The organism is Polaromonas sp. P1_G1 (genome assembly GCF_056405595.1).
In genome coordinates this window covers 17,519-40,232 of sequence record NZ_JBFUBU010000019.1, presented here as the reverse complement: position 1 = coordinate 40,232, position 22,714 = coordinate 17,519, and the positions used below count along the sequence as shown (strand labels likewise).

General features: G+C 64.9%; 20 protein-coding genes. 6 read left to right on the top strand and 14 right to left on the bottom strand.

Annotated features, from left to right (window positions below; all coding sequences use genetic code 11):
* Positions 1-30: 30 nt before the first annotated feature.
* The gene (ppsA, locus tag AC1D1Y_RS11515; protein WP_477682463.1) at positions 31-2,430 is read right to left on the bottom strand and encodes a phosphoenolpyruvate synthase; all 2,400 of its coding nucleotides are present in this window, start codon (positions 2,428-2,430) and stop codon (positions 31-33) included.
* Between the two features lie 187 nt (positions 2,431-2,617).
* Between ppsA and ppsR the strand changes: the two genes are divergently transcribed.
* A complete protein-coding gene (ppsR, locus tag AC1D1Y_RS11510; protein ID WP_477654075.1) occupies positions 2,618-3,439 on the top strand; it encodes a posphoenolpyruvate synthetase regulatory kinase/phosphorylase PpsR in 822 nt (273 codons plus the stop codon).
* Positions 3,440-3,479: 40 nt separating this feature from the next.
* Here ppsR and AC1D1Y_RS11505 read toward each other — a convergent pair whose 3' ends face one another.
* Positions 3,480-4,694 carry a M20/M25/M40 family metallo-hydrolase gene (locus AC1D1Y_RS11505; RefSeq protein WP_477682531.1) on the bottom strand — a complete coding sequence of 405 codons (1,215 nt, stop codon included), beginning with the start codon at positions 4,692-4,694 and terminating at the stop codon, positions 3,480-3,482.
* Positions 4,695-4,904: 210 nt separating this feature from the next.
* On the bottom strand, positions 4,905-5,885 hold the full coding sequence (locus AC1D1Y_RS11500; protein WP_477682462.1) for a GlxA family transcriptional regulator: 981 nt from the start codon (positions 5,883-5,885) through the stop codon (positions 4,905-4,907).
* Between the two features lie 95 nt (positions 5,886-5,980).
* On the opposite strand from AC1D1Y_RS11500, the gene AC1D1Y_RS11495 reads away from it, so the two are divergent.
* Complete coding sequence (locus tag AC1D1Y_RS11495; RefSeq protein WP_477682461.1) at positions 5,981-6,826, top strand: dienelactone hydrolase family protein; 846 nt, start codon at positions 5,981-5,983, stop codon at positions 6,824-6,826.
* Here the strand turns inward: AC1D1Y_RS11495 and modC are convergent.
* Genes modC through modA form a run of 3 tightly spaced genes read right to left on the bottom strand, consistent with a single transcriptional unit; the run spans position 6,801 to position 9,339 of the window.
* The gene (gene modC / locus AC1D1Y_RS11490) at positions 6,801-7,889 is read right to left on the bottom strand and encodes a molybdenum ABC transporter ATP-binding protein (RefSeq protein ID WP_477682460.1); all 1,089 of its coding nucleotides are present in this window, start codon (positions 7,887-7,889) and stop codon (positions 6,801-6,803) included. The two genes, AC1D1Y_RS11495 and modC, sit on opposite strands and share 26 nt — an antisense overlap.
* Positions 7,886-8,569 (bottom strand): molybdate ABC transporter permease subunit, encoded by a 684-nt coding sequence (gene modB / locus AC1D1Y_RS11485; protein ID WP_477682459.1) that lies wholly within the window; start codon positions 8,567-8,569, stop codon positions 7,886-7,888. The genes modC and modB overlap by 4 nt, the downstream gene beginning before the upstream one ends.
* A 14-nt stretch (positions 8,570-8,583) precedes the next feature.
* Positions 8,584-9,339 carry a molybdate ABC transporter substrate-binding protein gene (gene modA, locus AC1D1Y_RS11480; RefSeq protein ID WP_477682458.1) on the bottom strand — a complete coding sequence of 252 codons (756 nt, stop codon included), beginning with the start codon at positions 9,337-9,339 and terminating at the stop codon, positions 8,584-8,586.
* 98 nt (positions 9,340-9,437) lie between these two features.
* Here modA and AC1D1Y_RS11475 point away from each other — a divergent pair, with 98 nt between their 5' ends.
* Positions 9,438-10,226: a TOBE domain-containing protein gene (locus AC1D1Y_RS11475; RefSeq protein WP_477682457.1), complete on the top strand. Its 789-nt coding sequence runs from the start codon at positions 9,438-9,440 to the stop codon at positions 10,224-10,226.
* A 3-nt stretch (positions 10,227-10,229) separates the two neighbouring features.
* Here the strand turns inward: AC1D1Y_RS11475 and AC1D1Y_RS11470 are convergent, their stop codons facing one another.
* From AC1D1Y_RS11470 to AC1D1Y_RS11435, 8 genes are read right to left on the bottom strand one after another with little or no spacing between them, the layout of a single operon-like run.
* Positions 10,230-11,081: a heme ABC transporter ATP-binding protein gene (locus AC1D1Y_RS11470; protein WP_477682456.1), complete on the bottom strand. Its 852-nt coding sequence runs from the start codon at positions 11,079-11,081 to the stop codon at positions 10,230-10,232.
* Positions 11,078-12,136 (bottom strand): FecCD family ABC transporter permease, encoded by a 1,059-nt coding sequence (locus AC1D1Y_RS11465; protein ID WP_477682455.1) that lies wholly within the window; start codon positions 12,134-12,136, stop codon positions 11,078-11,080. The genes AC1D1Y_RS11470 and AC1D1Y_RS11465 overlap by 4 nt, the downstream gene beginning before the upstream one ends.
* On the bottom strand, positions 12,133-12,543 hold the full coding sequence (locus tag AC1D1Y_RS11460) for a VOC family protein (protein WP_477682454.1): 411 nt from the start codon (positions 12,541-12,543) through the stop codon (positions 12,133-12,135). Before AC1D1Y_RS11460 ends, AC1D1Y_RS11465 begins: the two co-directional genes overlap by 4 nt.
* Positions 12,540-13,472 (bottom strand): heme/hemin ABC transporter substrate-binding protein, encoded by a 933-nt coding sequence (locus AC1D1Y_RS11455; RefSeq protein ID WP_477682453.1) that lies wholly within the window; start codon positions 13,470-13,472, stop codon positions 12,540-12,542. The genes AC1D1Y_RS11460 and AC1D1Y_RS11455 overlap by 4 nt, the downstream gene beginning before the upstream one ends.
* Positions 13,473-13,511: 39 nt before the next feature.
* Positions 13,512-13,892: a VOC family protein gene (locus AC1D1Y_RS11450; protein ID WP_477682452.1), complete on the bottom strand. Its 381-nt coding sequence runs from the start codon at positions 13,890-13,892 to the stop codon at positions 13,512-13,514.
* The gene (locus AC1D1Y_RS11445; protein WP_477682451.1) at positions 13,889-15,028 is read right to left on the bottom strand and encodes a hemin-degrading factor; all 1,140 of its coding nucleotides are present in this window, start codon (positions 15,026-15,028) and stop codon (positions 13,889-13,891) included. The genes AC1D1Y_RS11450 and AC1D1Y_RS11445 overlap by 4 nt, the downstream gene beginning before the upstream one ends.
* On the bottom strand, positions 15,025-15,465 hold the full coding sequence (locus AC1D1Y_RS11440) for a hypothetical protein (protein ID WP_477682450.1): 441 nt from the start codon (positions 15,463-15,465) through the stop codon (positions 15,025-15,027). The genes AC1D1Y_RS11445 and AC1D1Y_RS11440 overlap by 4 nt, the downstream gene beginning before the upstream one ends.
* A complete protein-coding gene (locus AC1D1Y_RS11435; protein ID WP_477682449.1) occupies positions 15,440-17,704 on the bottom strand; it encodes a TonB-dependent hemoglobin/transferrin/lactoferrin family receptor in 2,265 nt (754 codons plus the stop codon). The genes AC1D1Y_RS11440 and AC1D1Y_RS11435 overlap by 26 nt, the downstream gene beginning before the upstream one ends.
* A 333-nt stretch (positions 17,705-18,037) precedes the next feature.
* Between AC1D1Y_RS11435 and ahpC the strand changes: the two genes are divergently transcribed.
* The 3 genes from ahpC to AC1D1Y_RS11420 all read left to right on the top strand — a co-directional run bounded on the left by ahpC (position 18,038) and on the right by AC1D1Y_RS11420 (position 22,697).
* Positions 18,038-18,601, top strand: a complete 564-nt coding sequence (gene ahpC / locus AC1D1Y_RS11430; protein ID WP_007874200.1) for an alkyl hydroperoxide reductase subunit C — start codon at positions 18,038-18,040, stop codon at positions 18,599-18,601.
* Between the two features lie 108 nt (positions 18,602-18,709).
* Positions 18,710-20,278 carry an alkyl hydroperoxide reductase subunit F gene (gene ahpF, locus AC1D1Y_RS11425; RefSeq protein ID WP_477682448.1) on the top strand — a complete coding sequence of 523 codons (1,569 nt, stop codon included), beginning with the start codon at positions 18,710-18,712 and terminating at the stop codon, positions 20,276-20,278.
* 298 nt (positions 20,279-20,576) lie between these two features.
* Entirely contained in the window at positions 20,577-22,697 is a 2,121-nt protein-coding gene (locus AC1D1Y_RS11420; RefSeq protein WP_477682447.1) for a TonB-dependent siderophore receptor, read from the top strand.
* The last annotated feature ends 17 nt before the right edge of the window (positions 22,698-22,714 follow it).

The window sequence follows — 22,714 nt, the reverse complement described above, 5'->3', positions numbered from 1 at the left end:
TTTCCCTCGGTCAGCCCGCGAGGGAGCTGCCTAGCTGGCCAGCTGCTTCCAGGTGCTTATCACCGTGTCGGGGTTCAGCGAGATCGAGCCTATGCCCTGCTCCTTGAGCCACAGGGCAAAGTCGGGATGGTCGCTGGGCCCCTGGCCGCAGATGCCGACGTATTTGTTGGCACGCTTGCAGGCAGCAATGGCCTGGCTCAGCAGCGCCTTGACCGCCGGATCGCGTTCGTCAAAGTCTTTGGCCAGAATGTCCAGGCCCGAGTCGCGGTCCAGGCCCAGCGTGAGCTGGGTCAGGTCGTTGGAGCCAATGGAGAAGCCGTCGAAAAATTCGAGGAACTGGTCGGCCAGCACCGCGTTGCTCGGCACCTCGCACATCATGATGATTTTCAGGCCCTGCTCGCCGCGCTTGAGGCCGTGTTTGGCCAGCAGTTCTGTCACGGCCTTGGCCTGGCCCAGGGTGCGCACAAAGGGCACCATCACCTCGACGTTGGTCAGGCCCATGTCGTTGCGCACGCGCTTGAGCGCTTCGCATTCCATGGCAAAGGCCTCGGCGAAATCCGGGCTCAGGTAACGCGCCGCGCCGCGGAAACCCAGCATCGGGTTTTCTTCTTCGGGCTCGTAGCGCGAGCCGCCTATCAGCTTGCGGTACTCATTGGACTTGAAGTCCGACAGGCGCACGATCACCGGCTTGGGCCAGAAAGCCGCGCCAATCGTGGCGATGCCTTCAGCCACCTTGTCGACGTAAAAGGCGCGCGGCGAGGCATGGCCGCGGGCGACGCTCTCGACGGCTTTTTTGAGGTCAGCATCGATGTTGGGGTACTCCAGGATCGCCTTGGGGTGCACGCCGATGTTGTTGTTGATGATGAACTCCAGCCGCGCCAGGCCCACGCCGTGGTTGGGCACCTGGCAGAAGTCGAAAGCCAGTTGCGGGTTGCCCACGTTCATCATGATCTTGAGGTCTATGGGCGGCATCGCGCCGCGCTGTACCTCTGTCACCTCGGTTTCGAGCAGGCCGTCATAGATGTTGCCGGTGTCGCCCTCGGCGCAGCTCACCGTCACCAGCATGCCGTCCTTGAGCGTCTCGGTCGCGTCGCCGCAGCCGACCACGGCCGGGATGCCGAGCTCGCGCGCGATGATGGCCGCGTGGCAGGTACGGCCGCCGCGGTTGGTGACGATGGCACTGGCGCGCTTCATCACCGGCTCCCAGTTCGGGTCGGTCATGTCRGTSACCARRATGTCACCGGCCTGCACCTGGTCCATSTCSTTGATGTYRTGCACGATGCGSACCGGGCCGGTGCCRATYTTCTGGCCRATCGCCCTGCCCTCGGCCAATACTGTGCCGGTGCCCTTGAGCGTGTAGCGCTGCTCAGCCTTGCCCTTGGCCTGGCTCTTCACCGTCTCGGGGCGCGCCTGCAGGATGTAAAGCTGGCCGTCGGTGCCGTCCTTGCCCCATTCGATGTCCATGGGGCGTCCGTAATGCGCCTCGATGATGAGCGCGTAGCGGGCCAGTTGCTCGACGTCCTCGTCGCTCAGCGAATAGCGGTTGCGCAGCTCGGTCGGCACGTCGGTGGTCTTGACCAGCTTGCCGCCGGATTTTTTCTCCTCCGGCGTGGTGAACTCCATCTGGAGCAGCTTGCTGCCCAGGTTGCGGCGGATCACGGCGCGCTTGCCGGCCTTGAGCATGGGCTTGTGCACGTAGAACTCGTCGGGGTTGACGGCGCCCTGCACCACGGTTTCGCCCAGGCCGTAGCTGGAGGTGATGAAGACCACGTCTTCAAAGCCGCTTTCCGTGTCTATGGTGAACATCACGCCGGCCGCGCCCTTGTCGCTGCGCACCATGCGCTGGATACCGGCCGACAGCGCCACGTCGGAATGGGCAAAACCCTGGTGCACGCGATAGCTGATGGCGCGGTCGTTGTAGAGCGAGGCGAACACCTCTTTCATCTTGTGCAGCACGTCCTCGATGCCGACTACGTTCAGGAAGGTTTCCTGTTGGCCCGCGAAGGACGCGTCGGGCAAATCCTCGGCCGTGGCGGAGGAGCGCACCGCGAAGCTGGCCTGGGCATTGCCGGCACTCAGGACGGCGAAGCTGTCGCGCACGGCTTTTTCGAGGTCGGCCGGAAAAGGCTGGGCTTCGACCAGCGCGCGGATTTTGGCGCCCGCCTCGGCCAAGGCACGCACGTCGTCGGTGTTGAGCGCGTCCAGCACGCCGTTGATTTTTTTGTCCAGCCCGTCGTGGGCCAGGAACACGCGGAAGGCATGCGCCGTGGTGGCGAATCCGGTGGGCACCCGCACGCCCTGGGGTCCGGTGGGCAGTTGCGAGATCATCTCGCCGAGGCTGGCGTTCTTGCCGCCAACGGCCTCGACGTCTGTCATCCTCAGGTTTTCAAACGGTACGACCAGGGCGGTCGCCTCAAACAGATTGGACATGAAAATACTCCGGGAGGTTTAAAAACCGGGGAATTCACCATGCGCGGCAGGCAACCTTGTTGTTGTTCGAGGGGGTTGTGGCGGGGCATGGCGTGACAAACTGGATAATTGGCCCAATTGTAGGGGCGAGCCGCCGGATGTGCCGCGTCAGCCTTTCACCCAGCTTTCAATCAGCCAAACACCCACCATGTCCCAACGCACCGTGTTTTTCATCTCCGACGGCACCGGCATCACTGCGGAAACCTTTGGTAACGCCATCCTGGCGCAGTTCGAATTCAAGCCGCGCCACGTCCGCCTGCCCTTCATCGACAGCGTGGACAAGGCCCACCAGGCGATACGGCAGATCAACCACACGGCTGAAGTCGAAGGCAAACGCCCCATCGTCTTCACCACGCTGGTCAACATGGAAATCCTGGCCGTCATCAAAACCCACTGCAACGGCATGCTGCTGGACATGTTCGGCATGTTCGTGGCGCCGCTGGAGGGCGAGCTGGGCATCAAGTCCAACCATCGCGTGGGCCGGTTTTCGGACGCTTCCAAGAGCAAGGAATACGACGACCGCATCGAGGCCATCAATTTCTCGCTGGCGCATGACGACGGCCAGAGCAACCGCGACCTGGAAAACTCGGACGTGATCCTGGTGGGCGTGAGCCGCAGCGGCAAGACGCCGACCTCGCTTTACCTGGCCATGCAGTACGGCCTCAAGGCCTCGAATTACCCACTGATCCCGGAAGATTTTGAGCGCCGCCAGCTGCCCCCGGCGCTGGTGCCGCACCGCAAGAAGATCTTCGGCCTGACCATCGCGCCCGAGCGCCTGGCACAGATACGCAACGAACGCCGGCCCAACTCGAAATACGCGAGCCTGGAGAACTGCCGCGACGAGATCCACGAGGCCGAGGCCATGATGCGCCGCGAAGGCATACGCTGGCTCTCGACCACCACCAAGTCGATCGAAGAGATTTCGACCACCATCCTGCAGGAAATCCGGCCCGAGCGGCTCGAGTACTGAACTGAACCGGGCGGGCCCTGCCCGGTTCATGCGCACGACCTTATTTGGTCAGTTCCACCAGCATGCGGGCCAGCAGGTAAAAGCGCGGGACGATGCTCTCAATCTCAGCGTACTCGTTTTCCGTATGGATTTCACCGCCCACGATGCCGAATCCGTCCAGCGTGGGTGTCCCCACCCCGGCCGACAGGCTGGCGTCGGCCGCACCGCCGCTGCCTTCCAGCGTCAGCTTGCGGCCGATTTCACCGTAGATCGCCTGGGCCTTGGCCGCCAGCACGTCCTGTTTGGCGGTTTGCGGCATGGGCGGCAGGCCGCGGCTCAAGGTGGTTTTGACCTCAGTGTCGGGAATCAGCTTGTTGGCCGACACCCTCGCCAAATCCTTTTCGATCCGGTCGAACTCCTCGGGAACGGTCACCCGCACGTCGGCCTTGGCGCTGGCGGCATCCGGGATCACATTGGTACGGTCTCCGGCCTTGAGCACCGTGAAATTGATGGTCGTCTGCTTTTCCTTGTTGCCCAGCTTGCCCAGTTGCAGGACCTGGTGCGCCACCTCCATGGCCGCGTTGCGGCCGCTGTCGGGCGCGACACCGGCGTGCGCCGACTTTCCCTTGACCTCCACCGTGGCCGTGCCGCCGCCCTTGCGCCAGATCACCAGCCCGTCCGCAGGCCGGCCGGGCTCAAGGTTGAGCGTGACGTCGTGTTGCCTGGCCACTTTTTCGATCAGCGCGGTAGTCATGGCTGAGCCGGTTTCCTCGTTGTTGTCGAGCAAAAAAGTGATCTGTGCGTAGTCCTTGAAATTAAGCTGCTGAAGAATCTTCAGCGCATACAGGCCCGCGATGATGCCGCCTTTGTTGTCCATGACACCGGGGCCGTAGGCACGGTTGCCCTTGATGTAAAACGGCTTGGCCGCCGCCGTGCCTTCCTTGAAGACCGTGTCCATGTGCGCCATCAAGAGGATTCTGGCCTTGCCGGTACCTGTGAGCGTGGCCACCACGTTCAAGCCGCCCTCCGGCGTCGCCTGGAAAGTCTCGATGCGCGCGCCGAGTTTTTTCAGTTCATCGACGGAAATTGCGCGCACCTGGGCTAGCCCCTTTTCATAGCCCGAACCAGAATCGATATTGACCAGCTTCTCCAGCAAGGCCAGCGCCTCGCCTTTGTAGCTTTCGGCTTTTTCGAGGACTGCCTTGTCGGCCTGTGCGTGCGCATGGGGAGCGGCGATGCCGAGCGCAAGTCCGATGGACAAGCCAGATGCCAGCATGGTGCTCTTGAAATTAAACCGCATGTCGATGTTCTCCTGCTTGAATGAATAGGGGAATTTGTGATGCACATCCCGTGCCTGTCGCAGGAACGTGAAGAGTGACCATACATCGAGCAAGAATCAGCGTCGATACGCAGTTCCCGCAGCACATCGGCTAAAGCCCCGTTTCCCCCAAGCAGACAGGTTGAAGAGCCCGGCTGTCCCGCATCCTCAGGACCGCACACCCGCCGGCCTGTAGCGGCTGGGGTTGGCGCCCGTCGACTTGCGCATCAGGCGCCGCAGGGCGGTGGCGTCTTCATAGCCAACCTGTTCGGCCACTCGCTCTATGCTCATACGGCTGGATTCGATCAGCATCCGGGCGCGATGCAGCCGCACGCTTTGCAGCAGCGCCATGGTGCTTTGACCCGTGGCCTCACGCACCCGTCGCGACAGCGTTCGCTGCGACATGGCGAATTCGCCGGCCAGCGCCTCCACGCTGGGCGGATACGGCAAGGCCGCTTCGATGCGAGCCGTCAGCCGGGCCACCAGCTCGTTGCCGTTGGAGAGCATGGCCGGCACCACAAACGGGGCCTGCGCCTGCCGCCCGTCTATCAACAGGACGCGCCCCACGGCGTCGGCCAACCCCACGCCGAACTGCCTGCGCAGCAGGTGGAGCATCAAATCGGTCTGCGCGAAGGCGGCTCCCGCCGTGCTGACGGGACCGTCGGCGCACACCATGCGGTCGGCATCGACGGTGCAGCGCGGCTCCAGCCGACGCAGCTCAGCCGCCATCCACCAGGAAGTCGTGGCGCGGCGCCCGGCCAGCAGGCCAGCGGCTTGCAGCAGGAACACCGCCGAGCAGGAGGCCGCGACGCGCCCGCCCCGGGCCGCATGCGCGACGACAGCCTGGATGGCCCGCTGCGCATCGGCGCCCGCCAGCCCGGCCGCGACCGCTTCGGCGTTGTCCAGGCCCAGCCCCGGGATGATCCAGGTCGCCGCGTCAGGACGATGGCGTTTCGGCAGGGCCGCGGTGTCCACACGCATGCCGCTGCTCAAGGGCACGGCGCCACCGGACGGCGACAGCACGCGCCAGCTGGGGCGCGCCAGCTTCAGGCGCGGCGCGAGCGAGGCCGCCGCCTGCAGCACGTCAAGCGTGGCGGCCACGCTGGTCGCGAAAGCGCCTGGCAGCACCAGGATGGTGAAATCGGTCATTGACTGAAAAAGCCTCAAAGATGTCGAAACAGACACTCGCAGTTTAACCGCCGGTCGCGTCCAATGCAGGCTTTCCCACTCCTGAAAGCACGGTCATGACCACTGCCACCGCACAGCGCACCATGAAAGAAGACGATCTCCTCGACGACTTCACGAGGCGCGAGATCACGCTGGACGGCATGGCCAAAAAAGTCTACGTGGCCGGCTCGGGGCCGGCCGTGATCGTCATGACCGAGATGCCGGGCATCAGCCCGCATGTCGCGCGTTTCAGCCGCTGGGTGCGCGATGCGGGTTTTACCGTCTACATGCCCTCGCTGTTCGGCCGCGACGGCGCGATACCCGGCGCCGATGAGGGCGCGGCCGTCTTCCAGCGCGCCTGTGTCAGCGCCGAGTTCCGCGCGCTGCGCGCGAATGAGACCAGCCCGGTGACGCAATGGCTGATGGCGCTGGCGAGGCTGGCACACCAGGAATGCGGCGGGCCCGGTGTGGGTGCCATCGGCATGTGCTGGACCGGCAACTTCGCGCTCTCGATGATGCTGGAGCCCACGGTGTTGGCGCCGGTGCTGTCGCAGCCCTCGCTGCCGCTCAACGACCCGGCCGGGCTGGAGATATCACCCGCCGATATCCAGGCGGTGCGCAGGCGGCTCGACAAGGAAAATCTCACCGTGCTGGCCTACCGCTTCGAGGGAGACAAGTTTTGCCGGGCCCAGCGCTTTGCGGCTTATGCGCAGGCCCTGGGCGACCGTTTTGTGGGCCGGGTGCTGCCCGACAGCGCCGCCAACCCGGATGTGCCGCCCTTCTTTTCCACGTATGTGCCCACGCCTCACAGCGTGGTGACGGCCCACCTGGTCGACGAGGCGGGACAGCCCACGGTGGCTGCGCGCGATGAAATCCTGGCCTTCTTTGCAGAACGTCTCAGCCCAGCACCGCCACGCCCTTGACCTGCGCGAATACACGGCTGCCGGGCTGCAACTGCAGCGCGTCGGCCGATTTTTGGGTGATGCGGGCCAGCAGCGCGCTGCCGCCGGCATCCAGACCCACCATCACCTGGCCCGGGCTGTCGGCCGACAGTGCCGTGACGGTGGCGGCAAAGATGTTCTGCACGCTGGTACCTGTCTGGCGCTCCAGCGTGAGGCTCACGTCGCGCGCCTGGATGCGCACGCGCACGCGCTGGCCGACCTGCAGGCTGGGGTTGAGCAGGCTGATGCTGCCGCCGGAAAACTCGGCATGGCTCATGTGCCAGCCGGGTTCGACGGCGCTGACCACGGCGTCCAGCACCGCGGCCGCGGCGTCGCCATGCGCCAGCGGCAGGTCCAGCCGCGTCATCAGTTCGCGCGTGGGGCCCGAAGCCGTGACCCGGCCGGCATCCAGCAGCACCAGGTGGTCGGCCAGCCGGGCGACCTCGTCGGGCGCATGGCTCACGTAGAGCACGGGCATGTCGAGTTCGTCATGCAGGCGCTCCAGGTAAGGCAGGATTTCGGCCTTGCGCGCGAGGTCCAGAGAGGCCAGGGGTTCGTCCATCAGCAGCAGGCGCGGGCTGGTGGCCAGCGCCCGCGCGATCGCCACACGCTGGCGCTCGCCGCCCGAGAGCGTGCCCGGCATGCGCTGCATCAGCGCTTGCAGGCCCAGCAGTTCAATGGCTTGCGCCAGCGAGACGCGGCGCTGCGCGGCCGGCACGCGGCGCAGGCCGAAGTCAAGGTTGCGGCGCACGTCCAGGTGGGCAAACAGGCTGGCCTCCTGGAACACATAGCCCAGCGGGCGCCGATGCACTGGCAAAAAAACGCCGGCGGCATCGTCCTGCCAGACCTCGCCGTTAACCGAAAGGTAGCCGTCACCGGCGCGCTCAAGACCGGCGATGCTCCGCAGCAAGCTGGTCTTTCCGGAGCCTGAAGGTCCAAAGATGGCCGTCACGCCGCGCCCCGGCACGGCCAGCGACACGTCGAGCGAAAAACCGGTGAAGGCGCGGCTGAACGAAGCGGCAATGCCTGTGTCGGCGGCCGTCATGTGCCCTGCCCTTTGCGCCGGTCCGGCTGCAGGGTGTAAAGCGCCAGCAGCACCAGGAAGGAAAACACCAGCAAGCCGCCGGCCAGCCAGTGCGCCTGGCGATATTCAAGCGTCTCCACGTGGTCGTAAATCTGCACCGACATCACGCGCGTCTTGCCGGGAATGTTGCCGCCCATCATCAGCACAATGCCGAACTCGCCCACCGTGTGCGCAAAGCCCATGACGGCGGCTGTCAGGTAGGCCGGCCGCGCCATTGGCAGCACCACGCTGAAGAAGGTGTCCAGCGGCGAGGCGCGCAAGGTGGCGGCGGCCTCCAGCGGCCTGTCTCCCAGGGCTTCAAAGGCGTTCTGCAGTGGCTGCACAACGAAGGGCATGGAATACAGCACCGAGCCCACTACCAGCCCGGCAAAGGTGAACGGCAGCACGCCCCAGCCAAGCGACTGCGTGAACTGGCCTACCGGGCCGTTCGGCCCCATCAGCACCAGCAGGTAAAAACCCAGCACCACCGGCGGCAGCACCAGCGGCAAGGCCACAAGGGCGCCCACCGGCCCTTTGAGCCGCGAATGCGTGCGCGCCAGCCACCAGGCCAGGGGCGTGCCGGCCAGCAGCAGCACCACGGTGGTGGTGGCCGCCAGCCGAAAAGTCAGCGCCAGGGCCTGAAGGCTTGCATCGTCGAGCATGCTTCAGCCGCGCTTCACGGTTCGTAGCCGAAAGAGCGGATCACCGCCCTGGCCTTCTCTGTTTTAAGGAATGCCATCAGCTGCGCCGAGGCCTTGCTGTCTTTGGCCTTGGCCAGCAGCACCGCGTCCTGGCGGATCGGGCTGTGCAGGCTCTCCGGAACAATCCAGGCCGAACCGGATTTGATCTTGCCGCTTTCGTAAACCTGCGACAGCGCGATGAAACCGAGTTCGGCATTGCCGGTGGAGACAAAGCTGAAGGCCTGCCCAATGCTTTCGCCCTGCACCAGCTTGGGCTCCAATGCGGCCTGCAGGCCCAGCTTGCTTATGGCCTCAACGGCGGCCGCACCATAGGGCGCTAGCTTGGGCGCGGCAATAGCGATCCTTTTGAAGTCGCCCTTCTTCAAGACTTCGCCTTGCGCATCGACCACACCGGGCTGCGCCGACCAGAGCACCAGCTTGCCGGTGGCATAGGTAAAGCGGCTGCCATTGACGGCCGCGCCTTCCTTTTCGAGTTTGGCGGGCGTCTCGTCATCCGCGGCGAGGAACACCTCAAACGGCGCGCCGTTAGTGATCTGCGCGTAGAACTTTCCGGTTGCGCCGAAGGTCAGCATCGCCTTGTGGCCGGTGTCTTTTTCAAAGTCCGCGGCGATCAGCTTCATGGGGGCGGTGAAGTTGGCCGCCACAGCGACCTGGACGTCTTCAGCCAGCGCCGGGGCCGATGACAACGCGATACACAGCGCCGGCAGCCAGCGCAACATGGTTGGGGACATGGGAGAGCTCCAGTGATGAAATGAAGGGGCCAAGGCATCCGGCCCATCCGCTATTCTATTTTAGAATAGCGCTTCCTGTCCCGATCCCGAGGCCTTCCATGCAAAAAGCCGCCCCCTCATCGTCCGCCGCCCCCTCCTTCGCCAGTGCCTTCGGCCATGAGCCGGCCGACAAGCGCATCGACATCCTGCGCCTGGTCGGCGAGAGCGGTTCGATCTCGCAGGCGGCGCGCCAGGCCAAGGTCAGCTACAAGGCGGCCTGGCAGGCCATAGACACATTGACCAATCTGGCCGGTGTGGCGCTGGTGGAGCGCGCCGTGGGCGGCTCGGGCGGCGGCGGCGCCACCCTCACGCCGGCAGGCCAGAAGCTGCTGGCGGTGGCGGGACTCTTGAGCGACACCCGCAGCCAGGTGCTGGCCGCCTTCAAATCAAACGAGCTGCTGCTGCCGCGTGCCCTGCCCGCACTCTCCAACATGAGCGTGCGTACCAGCATGCGCAACCAGTTGCCCTGCCGGGTCGACAAGCTCGAAGTGCGAGGCCAGGTGGCGCGCGTACATCTGCAACTTGCCGACGGCACAGCGCTGGTTTCGCGCATCACCAAGGCCAGCGCCGAGCTGCTGGGCTTACAAATGRGACAAGCGGTGCTGGCACTGTGCAAGGCCACGGCGGTGGCGGTGAGTGCGCAAAGCGCCACACCCCCAGGCGTTCAAAACCTCAAGGGCCGGGCCGTGCGCATCAGCCGCGGTGCCAGCGGCGATGAAGTGTCGCTGCAGCTTGACGGTGGCCTGCAGCTCGTGGGTTTTGCGGCGGCGGGCAGCGGACTGAAGACCAAAGCCCTGGTGCAGGCCCTGATCGACGAATCGGCTGTCGTGATCGCCCTGGCAGCCTAGGTTTTAAACCGGTGCCTCAAACAGGTACTGGGAAGGCCCCGCCGCCTCGCCCTGCGGTGCGACCGGATGCGCGACCACGCCCCACACTTTTTCAATGCAGGCAGGCGTGAGCACCTCGGCGGTGGCGCCGCTGCCCACCACCTCGCCGCCCTGCAGCACCACGCAGCGGTCGCTGTAGCGCAATGCGAGGTTCAAGTCGTGCAGCACGGCCACCACGCCCACACCCTGGGCGGTCGCCCAGGCGCGCGCCAGCTGCAGCATGCGGTGCTGGTGATGCAAATCGAGGGCGGCCGTGGGCTCGTCCAGCAGCAGCCAGCGTGTGGCCTGGGCGCTTGCCGGGCCAGCGGCGGGCTCCCATACCTGCGCCAGCGCGCGCGCCAGGTGCACACGCGCCTTCTCGCCGCCCGAGAGCGTGTTGAGCGCGCGGTGCTGCAGGTGTTCGACCGCGGTGGCCTGCATGGCCTGCAGGGGGATATCGGCTTCGGACCTGCCCGGCTGGCTGCGGTGCGGGTAGCGGCCCAGTTCCACCACCTCGCGCACGGTGAATTCAAAAGCGACCTGGGTTTCTTGCGCAACTGAGGCGCGTACACGGGCGAGTTCAAGCGGCGCATACGCGGCCAGCGCCTTGCCGGCCAGGTAGACAGCACCGCCCGTGGGTTGGCGCTGGCCGGTCAGCACCGACATCAGCGTGGACTTGCCCGCACCGTTGGGCCCCAGCACGGCGGTGACCTGCCCGGCCGCGAATTTCGCCGAGGCGGCCCGCAGCAGCGACCGGCCTGGCACATCCACCCCCACGCCCACCACTTCGAGCAGGCCGGCGATGAGCGAAAAATCATGCATGTTTCGTGCGTTCATAGCCGGTTCTTGAAGTGGCGCAGCAGCAACAAAAAGAAGGGCACGCCGACAAAAGCGGTCAGCACGCCCAGCGGCAGCTCGGCGGGCTTGACCACCGTGCGGGCCACGCTATCGGCGGCCAGCACCAGGGCCGCGCCCAGCAGGGCCGAGCCCGGCAGCACGATGCGGTGGTCGGGCCCGGCCACCAGGCGCACGCAGTGCGGCGCCACCAGGCCGATGAAACCAATGATGCCGGTGGTGGCCGTAACGGCCCCCACGGCCAGCGCCGTCACCAGCACGGCAAAACGCTTGACGCGCTCGACCGGCACGCCCAGCAGCGCGGCCTGTGCCTCGCCCAACGCGATGGCATTGAGCGGCCGGGCCAGCGTCAGGCCCGCACCCAGCGCGGCCAGCACAATGGAAAACACCAACGCCACCGCGCTCCAGCGCGCGCCGCCCAGGCTGCCGAGCAGCCAGAACTGGATGTTGCGTAGTTGCTCGTCGGTGGCCAGAAAGGTCAGGTAGCCCAGGCCTGCGCCGGCCAGCGCGTTGACGGCAATGCCGGCCAGCAGCATGATGCCGACCCGCGTCGCGCCGTCCTGCTGCGATAGCACGTACACCAGCACCGTCACCAGCAGGCTGCCCAGGAAGGCCATGAGCACCAGCGTCCAGCTGCCCAGCGTGCGCGGCATCTCGGGAAACCACAGGCTGCCGAGCACGATGGCCATGCCGGCGGCCAGCGCCGCGCCGCTGCTGACGCCGATGAGCCCCGGGTCGGCCAAAGGATTGCGGAACAGGCCTTGCATCAGCGCGCCCGACATGCCCAGCGCCGCACCGGCGGCTACGCCCAGCAGCAGGCGCGGCAGGCGTATGTTCATGAAGACCAGGTGCTCGGGCGAAGGCTGGCCGCTGCCCGCCAGCATGTCGAGTAGCACGTTCCACAGCTGCAGCGGGCTGATGGCGTAAGCGCCGCGCGCGCTGCCGATGACAAAGCTCAGGGCCAGCAGCAGCACGCCCGCGCCCAGCACCAGCGCCGCCGGCCAGCGCCGGTGGTCACCGTGCAACGCGGCCTTCATGCGCGGGCCCTGCGCCTGGCGGCATGCGGTGCCGACTGCACCAGCAGCAGCCGGTTGCCTTCGCAATCGCTGATGCCCCATTCGGTGCCCCACTCCTGCTCGACCAGCGCATGCGGCGCCTGGCCGGACGCCGATTGCAGGGCCATGTGCCACTGTTCAATGTTGTCCACCAGCAGGCGGCAGGCAAAGTGTTGCGGAGCCATGTCGGCGCGGCGCTGCCAGAGCTGCACCGTCACCGATTCGCGTGTGAGCACGGCGATGACGCCGGGCACGCTGTGCCGGACGGCAAAACCCCAGCAGTCGCGGTAAAACGCCAGTGCCCGGCGCAAATCGGCGCAGTGCAGCACGGCGGGGGTGCGTGCGCAGAGGACTTCGGTCATGGCGGCTTTCATGGGCTGGTCGTTCATGCGGCGGCTTTCAGGCCGGCCTGGTGCAGTTCGGCCACGGCCTGCGGCAGGCGCGGGCCGAAGCCGATCAGGTAGAGCGCGTCCAGCGCCACCAGGGCGCGGCGCTTGTAGGCCGGCGTGAGCTCCAGGCCGGGGCGCCGCCAGAATTTTTCGAGCCCGCCGCTGGCCTCGACGCCCTGCGTGGTGGTGACGATCACGTCGGGGGCGGATGTCACCAGGGCTTCGGGCGTCATGGCGCGGTAACCGCTGAAATTGGCGCCGCCGCCGGGCGTGATCAGGGCGTTGTCCAGGCCCGCGAAGGTGAACATCGCATGCGCGGCGGTTTTCTCACCGGCCACCTGCGGCGAACCCGAGTGCGTGAGGATGAACACGGCGCGGGGTTTGCGGCCGGTCTTGCGGGCCACCGCGGCCAGCACTTCCGCCCATTGGGCGTCAAGCTTGGCCTGCAGCGCGGTGGCCTGCGCAACGCGCGACGTTGCGCGTCCGACGGCGGCGACTTTGCGCTGAACCTCGGCCCAGCTGTGGTCGGCCTCGACCAGTTCGACCTTGACGCCGGCGCTGCGGATCTGGTCCATCACCACACCGGGCCCGGCTTCCGTCGTGCCGATGACGGCATCGGGCTTGAGCGACAGCAGCCCTTCCGCCGAAAGCTGGCGCATGTAGCCGACCTTCGGCGTTTGCAACGCCGCGGCCGGAAAGAGGCTGGTGGTGTCGGTGCCGACCAGTTGCTTTTCAGCGCCCAGCGCGTAGACGATTTCCGTGGTCGCGCCGCTCACCGAGACGATACGCGGCATCTTCGCCGCTACCGTCGCCTGCGCCTGCGCAGCAGTCGCAGACAGGCCGCAGACGCTGGAGACGGCGGAAACCGCCGGCAGTGAAAAATACCGCAAGGCTTCGCGCCGGCGGATTGGAGTTGGGGCTGCTGTCATGGGAAGCCTTGTGGGGGAGTGTTTTGCTCAAGGAAGTCTTCATGCGATGTTCTGCGCGATGCGCCAGAGCACGCCGGACGGGTCGCAGAGCACGAAGTCGCGCTGGCGCCAGGGCTGGTCTTGCGGCGCGACGGTGCGCACGCCATAGCGGCCGGCCACGTCCGCCTGCTGCAGCCGCGCCCACCAGCTTTCCACGTCCTGCACGATCAGGTGCATCATGAAATTGCTGGCGTGCTCGGCCAGGTAAAAGTTCTGCAGGAAGAAGGCCGTGTCACCCAGGCGCATATAGGCCAGGGTGTCGTCCGACCATGGGATCTCAAACCCCAGCTCTTCATAAAAGCGTTTGGACAGCGCGAAGTCTTTCGCAGGCACAAAGGCCTTGATCTCCACCGCGCCAAAACCGGTTGAGCCACCGCTCATGCGGCTTCCTTGAGCCTGGGCAGCCGCGCCACGATGTCGCGCCAGGCCTGCAGTTCGGGAAGGCCGGGCTTGCGGGCGCCGAAAAACATCGCCATCAGTTCGCCCTTGCCGTCGAATACCTCGACCGAGGTGACCAGGCCTTCGGTCGTGGGCTTCTCCACAATCCAGGCGCTCTTGACCATGTCTTCGCGCAGGTGCAGGTTGAAGCCCGTATCGAGCACGTTGATCCATTGCGCGGTCGGGGTGACCATGGGTTCGATGCGCTTGACCGGCCCGGTGTGGATCTGGATGCAGCCCAGGCTGCCGACGAACACCATGATGGGCGTGCCGTCCATGGAGGCTTCGTCGAGCAGCTTGCGGACTATCGTCAGCTCGGCCTTCCGGGTGAAGCGGCCTTCGACCAGGCGGAAGGCTTGCTGGCGCTCAGCGCCGGCCTTGCCGATCAGGCCGAAAAATTCGTGCGTGTCCTTCATCTCGCTCCAGCCCTGGGCCAGTGCTGCGGCGTCGATGTCCGCATCAGGCTTGGGCGCGGGCTTGGGGATGGCGGGCGTGAAAACGTAAGCCTTGTCTGCGTCGGTGAACTGGTTGGCCACGTCCCTGAAGGCTTCGCGGTCGGTCTCGGGCCGCGCAAACACCTTGTGCACGGCCACACCATGCGCGTCAAAAAATTGCAGGCTTTCCGAAGCCGGGTTCTTCGGGTCGTTGGCCGGCTCAAAAACGTAGAAGCCGGCATGCCAGCGGCTGAAGAAGATGCGCAGGTCGATTTCTTCGCCCAGCGCCAGGCCCATATGGCCCTGAGCGCTGATATTGCGGTAGACGCCGGTCTTTTCATGCACGGTGGATTCATTGCGCGTAAGCGCCATGACCGGCCCGCACAGCTCCATCGCCTGAAGTATCTCGACCCACGGGCCCTTGAGCGGTGTGGCCTTGAGGGCTTGGTCGTGCGCACCCGCGTGGACGGCGACGGCCTGGCCTTCGGTGATGCCTATGCTCTCGGCGGCGTCCTTTGCGCGCTTGCCGCTGCTGCGCGCGGCGGCAAAGCGCTCGCGCAGGGCGGCTGGATTCAGGTGGGCAGTGCCGGCATCTGCCTGGCCTGCGGCGTCGGGCCGCGTCTGGGTTTGAAGGACTGCGCTCATTGAAGGGTCTCCGGGGTTGTGTGCCAAAGCACGCGATGGGTATCAGAATGGTCCGCAGGCAAAAGCCCCTGCTGTGGCTGCTCAGGGCCAGGCTGCAATACGCGCACCCACAAAGGATGCAGGTTGGCGGCAATGGCCCTGAAGTTCGGTGGCGCTGCCGGATGGCGCGACAGCATGAAAAGGTTGGCGATGATTTTTTGGGCCAGCAAGGCGCGCTGACCGTCGCAGCAGGCCTGGGCGTGGCCGGTCATCAGGGCCAGCGTTCCGGCCAGCAGGGCTTCCGCCGGGGGAAGGCCCTGCGCATCGGCCGCAGCGCTGTCGCCATTGTTGATGCCGTGGTCGGAGAACTGGCTCATGTGCTTTCGCTTTCCTCTGTTTGTCAAAAAAACGTTCAGGACGAAATCGGAAAAATCAGAAATCGGCCACCAGCGAGACATTGAAATAGCGGCCCGGCTGGCTGTAGGCGTCGCGGAAGGAGGAGTTGGCCGCCACACCGCGGACATCCGACCAGTTCCAGTACTTTTTGTTCGTCAGGTTGATAAGGCCGGCGTTCAGGCGCAAGGTCTTGCTGAAACGCCACTGGCCGGTGAGGTCCAGCGTGGTCGCGGACGGCACGGCGAACTGGGTGGTCGCCACAGGCACCGCGGGCGGGGAGGCGGCAATGGTCTGCGCGCTGATGTCGTCGAACTTCTTGGCGGAATGGTGGCTTGCATCCAGGCGCACATCCCAGGTCGCGGTTTCATACTTCAGGCCGACGCTGAGCTTGGCCGGGTCTATGGTGTCCAGCGGCTTGCCGGTGTTCTTCACGGTGCCGCGGGTGTAGCCATAGGAGAACGGCGTGCTGAGCTTGCCGTCGCCGACCTTGCCCCAGTTCATGTCGCCCTTGATCTCAAAACCGCTGATGGTCGCGTTGTCGATGTTGATCGACTGGATCACGGCGGGGTTGCCCGGGTTGCCGAAGGCGCCGCTCACGATGGCGCCGTCCTGGATCAGGTCTTTGAAGCGGCCGTAAAACACGGCGGTGTCGAAACTCAGCTGCTCCAGGCGTCCGCGCACGCCGAATTCGACGTTCCGGCTCTTCTCAGGCTTGAGGTTGGGGTTGGGCACGGTGCGGTAGCCGCCGGCAAGGTTCTGGAAGAAACCGTTGACCTGGCCGGCATTGGGCGCGCGGAAACCGCTTGCATAGTTGCCGAAGAAACTCCACTGCGGCGTGGCGCGGTAGATGACGCCGACCTTGGGCGACACGGCCGAGCCCGACAGCGACACGGCGGGCACCGGGAAGCCGGCCTGCGCCGCGTCGATCTTGAAGCTGTCCGCGCGCACGCCCGGCGTCACGCTCCAGTCGCCCAGAATGAACTCGTCCTGCACATAAAAGGCCGTGGCGGTTTCGGTGGTGTCGGGGAAGCGTTTGAGCGGGAAGGTTTCGCCGGCGGGCGGCACCAGGCCGGTCTGAAGGTTTTCGATTTTTGCGCTGGTGTGGTCCAGGCCGTAGGTGATCTTCTGCGCCGAGTTGGCGCCCATGCGGAGGGTCTTGTCGGCCTGGACGCTGGCCTGCAGCGTGCGCTCGCTGTAGGTCGTGTCACGCACGCGCTCCTGCGGCAACGCCGTACGCCGCTCATAGGTGTAATCGTTGGACTTCGCATCCTGGTAGCTGAGCACCGTCTGGATGTTGTCGGTCAGCACGGTATCGACCTTGTATTTGGCATCCCAGGTCAGGCGGTCGCGGTCCATCTTTCCGGTCGAGTACGAGTCTTGCACCGTGGCCGAGCGCGCGGTCAGCAGGTTGTAATCACTCTTCTTGTCGACGTGCTCGAAGGTAATGACGTGTTTTTGCGAAGCGGTCGGGTTCAGCACGACCTTGGCCAGCAGCGAATTGGCCTTGTCTTTTTGCGGGTTGGGCTGGGTGCGGGTAAAGCCGGTGCCGCCGTTGTCGCCACGGTTTTCCAGTTCCTTGCCGCTGCTGGTGGCCACGCTCAGCTGCCAGGCCAGCATTTCATTGACGCGTCCGGCAATCGTGCCGCTGGCGGCAGTCTCGTTGTTGTCGCCGCTGTAGCCGATGGACGCGCGGCCGCCCAGCGACTTGCCGTCCCTCAGGTAATCGTCCGGCTCATTGGTGATGAAGTTGACCAGGCCGGCAATGCCGTCGGAACCATACAGCACCGAGGCCGGGCCCTTGACGATTTCAATGCGCTTGATGAGATCGATGGACAGGCTGTCGCGCCCAAAGGAGTTGGGGCTGAAGGCATAACTGCGTGGAATGCGGATGCCGTCGACCATCATCAGCACGCGGTTTCCGTCGAGGCCGCGGATGTTGAAACCAGCATTGCCTTCGCGGCCGGTGTCGCCTTGCGCCAGGCCGAAACGCGCGGGCGCACGGCGCACCGAGACGTTGGGAATGTTTTTGGCCGCGTCACGAATGTCCCTGATCTGCCCCTGCTCGATGTCCTCGGCGTTGATCACGTCGATGGTTTGCGGAATGTCTTCCACCGATTGCTCGTTGCGCGAACCGCTGACGACGGTTTCTTTCAGGGCGGCGACTTGCACCGCGGCGGTCATGGCCGGTGCGGCCGATACGACCGTTTGCGCCTGCGCGGCGAAACCGGCGCCACAGGCCAGGGCGGTCAACAGGGAGATTTCGCGCAGCGCGAAACGGGAGGAAGGATGGATGGAAGTCATGCAAGCCCAAAGTAAAAAGTTTGGAGGGCTTGCTGCTGCAACGGGAAGCTGTCGGCCCCTGTCGCTTGTGGCTGGCTCTGGAAAAGTCGAAGTATATGCGAATTATTCTCATTCGCAACATTTGGATGCAAAATAATCCAGGGAGCAGCGCGGCCAGTGCGTCTCGGCCTCCGCCAGTCACCGCTAGGTCACGGCGGTCGAAGAGGATGGAAGGCCGATCCGGCGCGCGACGCCTATTCGATAAATAGCCAATAACTATCGAACAATGGTGTTTTTAATAGTTATACTATCGTTTCGCAAGCATTTTTAACCAGCCTATAGGAAGCTATCCAGATGTCCCTGATCAATACCCAAGTCCAGCCCTTCAAAACCCAAGCCTTTCTCAATGGCAAGTTCATCGACGTTTCAGACGAATCGCTGAAGGGCAAATGGTCGGTCCTGATCTTCATGCCGGCTGCATTCACGTTCAATTGCCCCACGGAAGTGGAAGATGCGGCCGACAACTACGCCGAATTCCAGAAGGCCGGCGCCGAGGTCTACATCGTGACCACCGACACCCATTTCTCGCACAAGGTCTGGCACGAAACCTCCCCCGCAGTCGGCAAGGCCAAGTTCCCGCTGGTGGGCGACCCGACCCACACGCTGACCAAAGCCTTTGACGTGTTCATCCCTGAAGAAGGCCTGGCACTGCGCGGCACCTTCGTGATCAACCCCGAAGGCGTCATCAAGACCGCTGAAGTGCACTCCAACGAGATCGCACGTGACGTGAAAGAAACCCTGCGCAAGCTGAAGGCAGCCCAGTACACCGCAGCACACCCCGGCCAGGTCTGCCCTGCCAAGTGGAACGAAGGCGCCAAGACAATCGCCCCGTCCATCGACCTGGTTGGCAAGATCTAAGCGCCCTGCCGCCTTCCCGACAAAGGCCCGGGGGCCCGGCACATGTGTGCCGTCCCGGGCTTTTTTGTTCCCTTTTGATCCCGTTTTGCCATTGAAAGTGAGTTCCCCATGCTCGACGACGCCACCAAAGCCCAACTGAAAAGTTACCTCGAACGCGCCACGCAGCCGATTGAAATCGTTGCCTCGCTCGACGACAGCGAAGGCTCCGGCGAAATGCTGTCGCTGCTAAAGGACGTTGCCGAGGCGTCGCCGCTGGTCAAGCTGACCGAAAGCCGCGACGACAAGCACCGCAAGCCCTCGTTCTCCATCAATCGCCCGAGCGAAAACCACGGCCCGCGTTTTGCCGGCCTGCCCATGGGCCATGAATTCACCTCGCTGATCCTCGCGCTGCTGCAAATCGGCGGTTACCCGCCAAAGGTCGAGCAAGCCGTGCTGGACCAGATCCGCGCGCTCGACGGCGATTTCGAGTTCGAAATCTATGTCTCGCTGACCTGCCACAACTGCCCCGACGTGGTCCAGGCGCTGAACCTGATGGCGGTGCAAAACCCGCGCATCCGCGCCACCATGATTGAAGGCGGCATGTTCCAGGAAGAAGTCAAGGAACGCCAGATCATGGCCGTGCCCACTGTGTTCCTGAACGGCACCGAGTTCGGCCAGGGCCGCATGAGCCTGGAAGAAATCCTCGCCAAGATAGACACCAGCGGTGTCGAACGCGAAGCAAAAAAGATTGACGGCAAGGACGCTTTCGACGTGCTGATCGTCGGCGGCGGCCCGGCCGGCGCCGCGGCGGCGGTGTATGCCGCACGCAAGGGCATACGCACTGGTGTCGCATCCGAGCGTTTCGGCGGCCAGGTGCTGGACACCATGGGCATCGAGAACTTCATTTCCATCAAGGAAACCGAAGGGCCCAAATTCGCCCACGCGCTGGAAGAACACGTGCGCAACTACGACGTGGACATCATGAACCTGCAGCGCGCCAAGGCCTTGATCCCGAACAGCGGGCCGGATAAAAACCTGATCGAAGTCCAGCTCGAAAGCGGCGCTTCGCTCAAGAGTAAATCCATCGTGATCTCAACCGGCGCGCGCTGGCGCAACATCAACGTGCCCGGCGAGCACGAGTTCAAGAACAAGGGCGTGGCTTATTGCCCGCACTGTGATGGACCGCTGTTCAAGGGCAAGCGCGTGGCGGTCATTGGCGGCGGCAACTCGGGTGTCGAGGCGGCCATCGACCTGGCCGGCATCGTCGGCCACGTGACGCTGATCGAATACGACACCGCGCTGCGCGCCGACGCCGTGCTGCAGCGCAAGCTGAACAGCCTGCAGAACGTGACGGTGATCACCAACGCGCAGACCACCGAAATCACCGGTGACCAGAAGGTCAATGGCCTGGTCTACAAGGATCGCGCCGGTGGTGAGCTGAAAACCGTGGCACTCGAAGGGGTGTTCATCCAGATCGGCCTGGTGCCCAACACCGACTGGCTCAAGGGAACGGTCGAATTGTCAAAGCACGGCGAAATCATCGTCGACGTCAAGGGCCAGACCTCCGTGCCTGGCGTGTTCGCGGCCGGCGACGTGACGACGGTGCCCTTCAAGCAGATCATCATCGCGGCCGGTGAAGGCGCGAAGGCGGCCCTCAGCGCCTTCGACTACCTGATCCGCAGCCCTATCCCCGCGTGATGCGCTGAAGCTGAAAAAGCCGCCCCGACCGGGCGGCTTTTTTTCGCCCGAAAACCCGCTAGTCCGACCCAAAACCGCAGCGCCGGGAAGGGTCTTCAAATGAGAATTGCTCTCATCGGATGGTATAGTTCGCAGCGTCCTTTTCCGCTAGCCAAAACACTCCTGAAGCAGCTTTTGCTGCGAGTTGTAGCAAGCCAATAACCGCCCGCGAGGCCCCTGGATTTTCGCCACCCACGGTGGCGCATCGGGCCGCCGTGAGCACGCCAGTTTCCTGGCGATCCTCCCCGGAGTTTTGACCTTGCCCACCTCGCCCCTGCCGTGCGCCGGACGCGCCATACACCGCCTGGCCCCGCTCAGCGCCCTCTCCCTGGCCGCCGCGCTTCAAGGCGCTTACGCCCAGACCCCTGCCCCTTCCGCAACCACCTTGCGCGAAGTGCGGGTCAGCGCGGACCAGGAAAAAGAAACGGCCACCGGCCCGGTGATCGGCTACCGCGCCAAAAGAGCCTCCACCGCCACCAAGACCGACACGCTGCTGTCCGAAACGCCGCAGGCCGTCACCGTCGTCACCAGCCAGCAGATCACCGACCAGGGCGCCGCCAATCTGCAGGATGCCCTGGGCTATGCCGCCGGAGTGCGCTCCGACGCTTATGGGCTGGACTCACGGACCGATTCGGTGCGGGTGCGCGGCGCCAACCCCGACAACTACCTGGACGGCCTGCGCGAGGCCTACGGCTACTACACCAGCCGCACCCGCGCCGCCCCCTACACGCTGGAGCGCCTCGAAGTGCTGCGCGGCCCCTCGGGCATGCTGTTCGGCGCGGGCACGGCCGCCGGGGTGATCAACATGGTCAGCAAACGGCCGCAGGCCGAGGCCCAGCGCGAAGTGGGCGTGCAATACGGCAGCCATGGCCGCAAGCAGTTCCAGGTCGACCTGACCGGCCCGCTGACGCAGGACGGCGAATGGTTGTACCGGCTGGTCGCGCTCAAGCGCTCATCGGACACCCAGGTGGACTATGTGCCGGACGACCGCAGCCTGGTCGCGCCTTCGCTGACCTGGCGGCCCAGCGCCGCCACCTCGCTGACCTTGCAGGCGCTGTGGCAAAAAGACAAAAGCGGCTCGACCTCGCAATTCTTTCCGTGGGAGGGCACGCTGCTGCCCAACCCCAACGGCCGCCTGCCCACGAACCGTTTCATCGGCGAGCCCGGCGACTACTACAACTCAGAACGCAAGACCCTGGGCTGGCTGTTCGAGCACAAGTTCAACGACAGCTGGACGGTGCGCCAGAACTTCCGCGTCTCGACCAACGAGAACGACAACCGTTACCACTATGGCGACTTCTTCACCAGCCCGGGCAGCTGGGGCTCCGACCCGGTTGCCAAGCGGCGACTGGGCCGCATCAACGACAGCTCGCTGACGCGCAACCGCATCACTGCGCTGGACAACCATGCCGAAGGCCATTTCAGCACCGGCGCGCTGCAGCACACGCTGCTGTTCGGTGCGGACTTCGCGCGCCACCGCGAGAACGTCTGGTCGGGCGCGACCGTCAGCGAGATAGACGCCTATGCGCCGGTCTACGGCAACCTGCTGGTGCCGGATCGCACCGCGCTGCCGCGCACCACGCAGCGCCAGACCGGCCTGTATGTGCAGGACCAGATGAAGTGGGACCACTGGATCGTCACGGCGGGCCTGCGCCATGACAAGGCTGTCGCGGGCGCCGAAGGCAGCCCCGAGGAGGAAAGCACGGCCACGACCAAACGCCTGGGCCTGATGTACGCCTTCCCCTCGGGCTGGTCGCCGTATGTGAGCTACAGCGAATCCTTCACGCCGCAGGCCGCCATCAAGGGCCGGCTGTTCAAGCCCTTGCGCGGCGAGCAGTGGGAACTGGGCCTGAAATATGAGCCGGCGGGCCGGGCGCTGGCCTACAGCGCCGCGTTTTATGACCTGCGCGAAAAAAACCAGATCGCCTCGCCGCTGCCCGACGTCTACACCCAGGTCGGCGCCACGCGCACTAGGGGGCTGGAGCTCGAAGTCAAGGGCCCCGTCACGCCCAACCTGGAGCTGGTCGCGCACTACAACTACACCGAGCTGGACAAGCAGCTCGAAGGCCTGCCCAAACACCAGGCCAGTGTTTGGGCCAAGTACCGATTTTCCATCGCCGGCCTCAACGGTTTCTCAGCCGGCGCCGGGGTGCGCTGGATGGGCGCCTTCAATGACCAGCAGGGCGGCGGCAACGGCCCGCAGATTCCCAGTGCCGCGCTGCTGGWCCTGATGTTTGCCTATGACACCGCGAACTGGCGCTACGCCGTCAACATCAACAACGCGACCGACAAGACCTACTTCAGCACCTGCCTGGCGCGCGGCGACTGCTGGTATGGCGCGCGGCGCAACGTGGTGGCCAGCGCCACCTACCGCTTCTAGGCCCCTCAAGGAGAACC

Bases quoted from the DNA above. Each gene is read 5' to 3' on its own strand.
- ppsR (WP_477654075.1), top strand. From the start codon at position 2,618: ATGTCCCAACGCACCGTGTTTTTCATCTCCGACGGCACCGGCATCACT.
- AC1D1Y_RS11455 (WP_477682453.1), bottom strand. From the start codon at position 13,472: ATGACAGCAGCCCCAACTCCAATCCGCCGGCGCGAAGCCTTGCGGTAT.
- ahpC (WP_007874200.1), top strand. From the start codon at position 18,038: ATGTCCCTGATCAATACCCAAGTCCAGCCCTTCAAAACCCAAGCCTTT.
- AC1D1Y_RS11435 (WP_477682449.1), bottom strand. From the start codon at position 17,704: ATGACTTCCATCCATCCTTCCTCCCGTTTCGCGCTGCGCGAAATCTCC.
- ahpF (WP_477682448.1), top strand. From the start codon at position 18,710: ATGCTCGACGACGCCACCAAAGCCCAACTGAAAAGTTACCTCGAACGC.
- AC1D1Y_RS11440 (WP_477682450.1), bottom strand. From the start codon at position 15,465: ATGTCTCGCTGGTGGCCGATTTCTGATTTTTCCGATTTCGTCCTGAAC.
- AC1D1Y_RS11445 (WP_477682451.1), bottom strand. From the start codon at position 15,028: ATGAGCGCAGTCCTTCAAACCCAGACGCGGCCCGACGCCGCAGGCCAG.
- AC1D1Y_RS11495 (WP_477682461.1), top strand. From the start codon at position 5,981: ATGACCACTGCCACCGCACAGCGCACCATGAAAGAAGACGATCTCCTC.
- AC1D1Y_RS11450 (WP_477682452.1), bottom strand. From the start codon at position 13,892: ATGAGCGGTGGCTCAACCGGTTTTGGCGCGGTGGAGATCAAGGCCTTT.
- AC1D1Y_RS11500 (WP_477682462.1), bottom strand. From the start codon at position 5,885: ATGACCGATTTCACCATCCTGGTGCTGCCAGGCGCTTTCGCGACCAGC.
- AC1D1Y_RS11470 (WP_477682456.1), bottom strand. From the start codon at position 11,081: ATGAACGCACGAAACATGCATGATTTTTCGCTCATCGCCGGCCTGCTC.
- AC1D1Y_RS11505 (WP_477682531.1), bottom strand. From the start codon at position 4,694: ATGCTGGCATCTGGCTTGTCCATCGGACTTGCGCTCGGCATCGCCGCT.
- AC1D1Y_RS11465 (WP_477682455.1), bottom strand. From the start codon at position 12,136: ATGAAGGCCGCGTTGCACGGTGACCACCGGCGCTGGCCGGCGGCGCTG.
- modB (WP_477682459.1), bottom strand. From the start codon at position 8,569: ATGCTCGACGATGCAAGCCTTCAGGCCCTGGCGCTGACTTTTCGGCTG.
- modA (WP_477682458.1), bottom strand. From the start codon at position 9,339: ATGTCCCCAACCATGTTGCGCTGGCTGCCGGCGCTGTGTATCGCGTTG.
- modC (WP_477682460.1), bottom strand. From the start codon at position 7,889: ATGACGGCCGCCGACACAGGCATTGCCGCTTCGTTCAGCCGCGCCTTC.
- AC1D1Y_RS11460 (WP_477682454.1), bottom strand. From the start codon at position 12,543: ATGAACGACCAGCCCATGAAAGCCGCCATGACCGAAGTCCTCTGCGCA.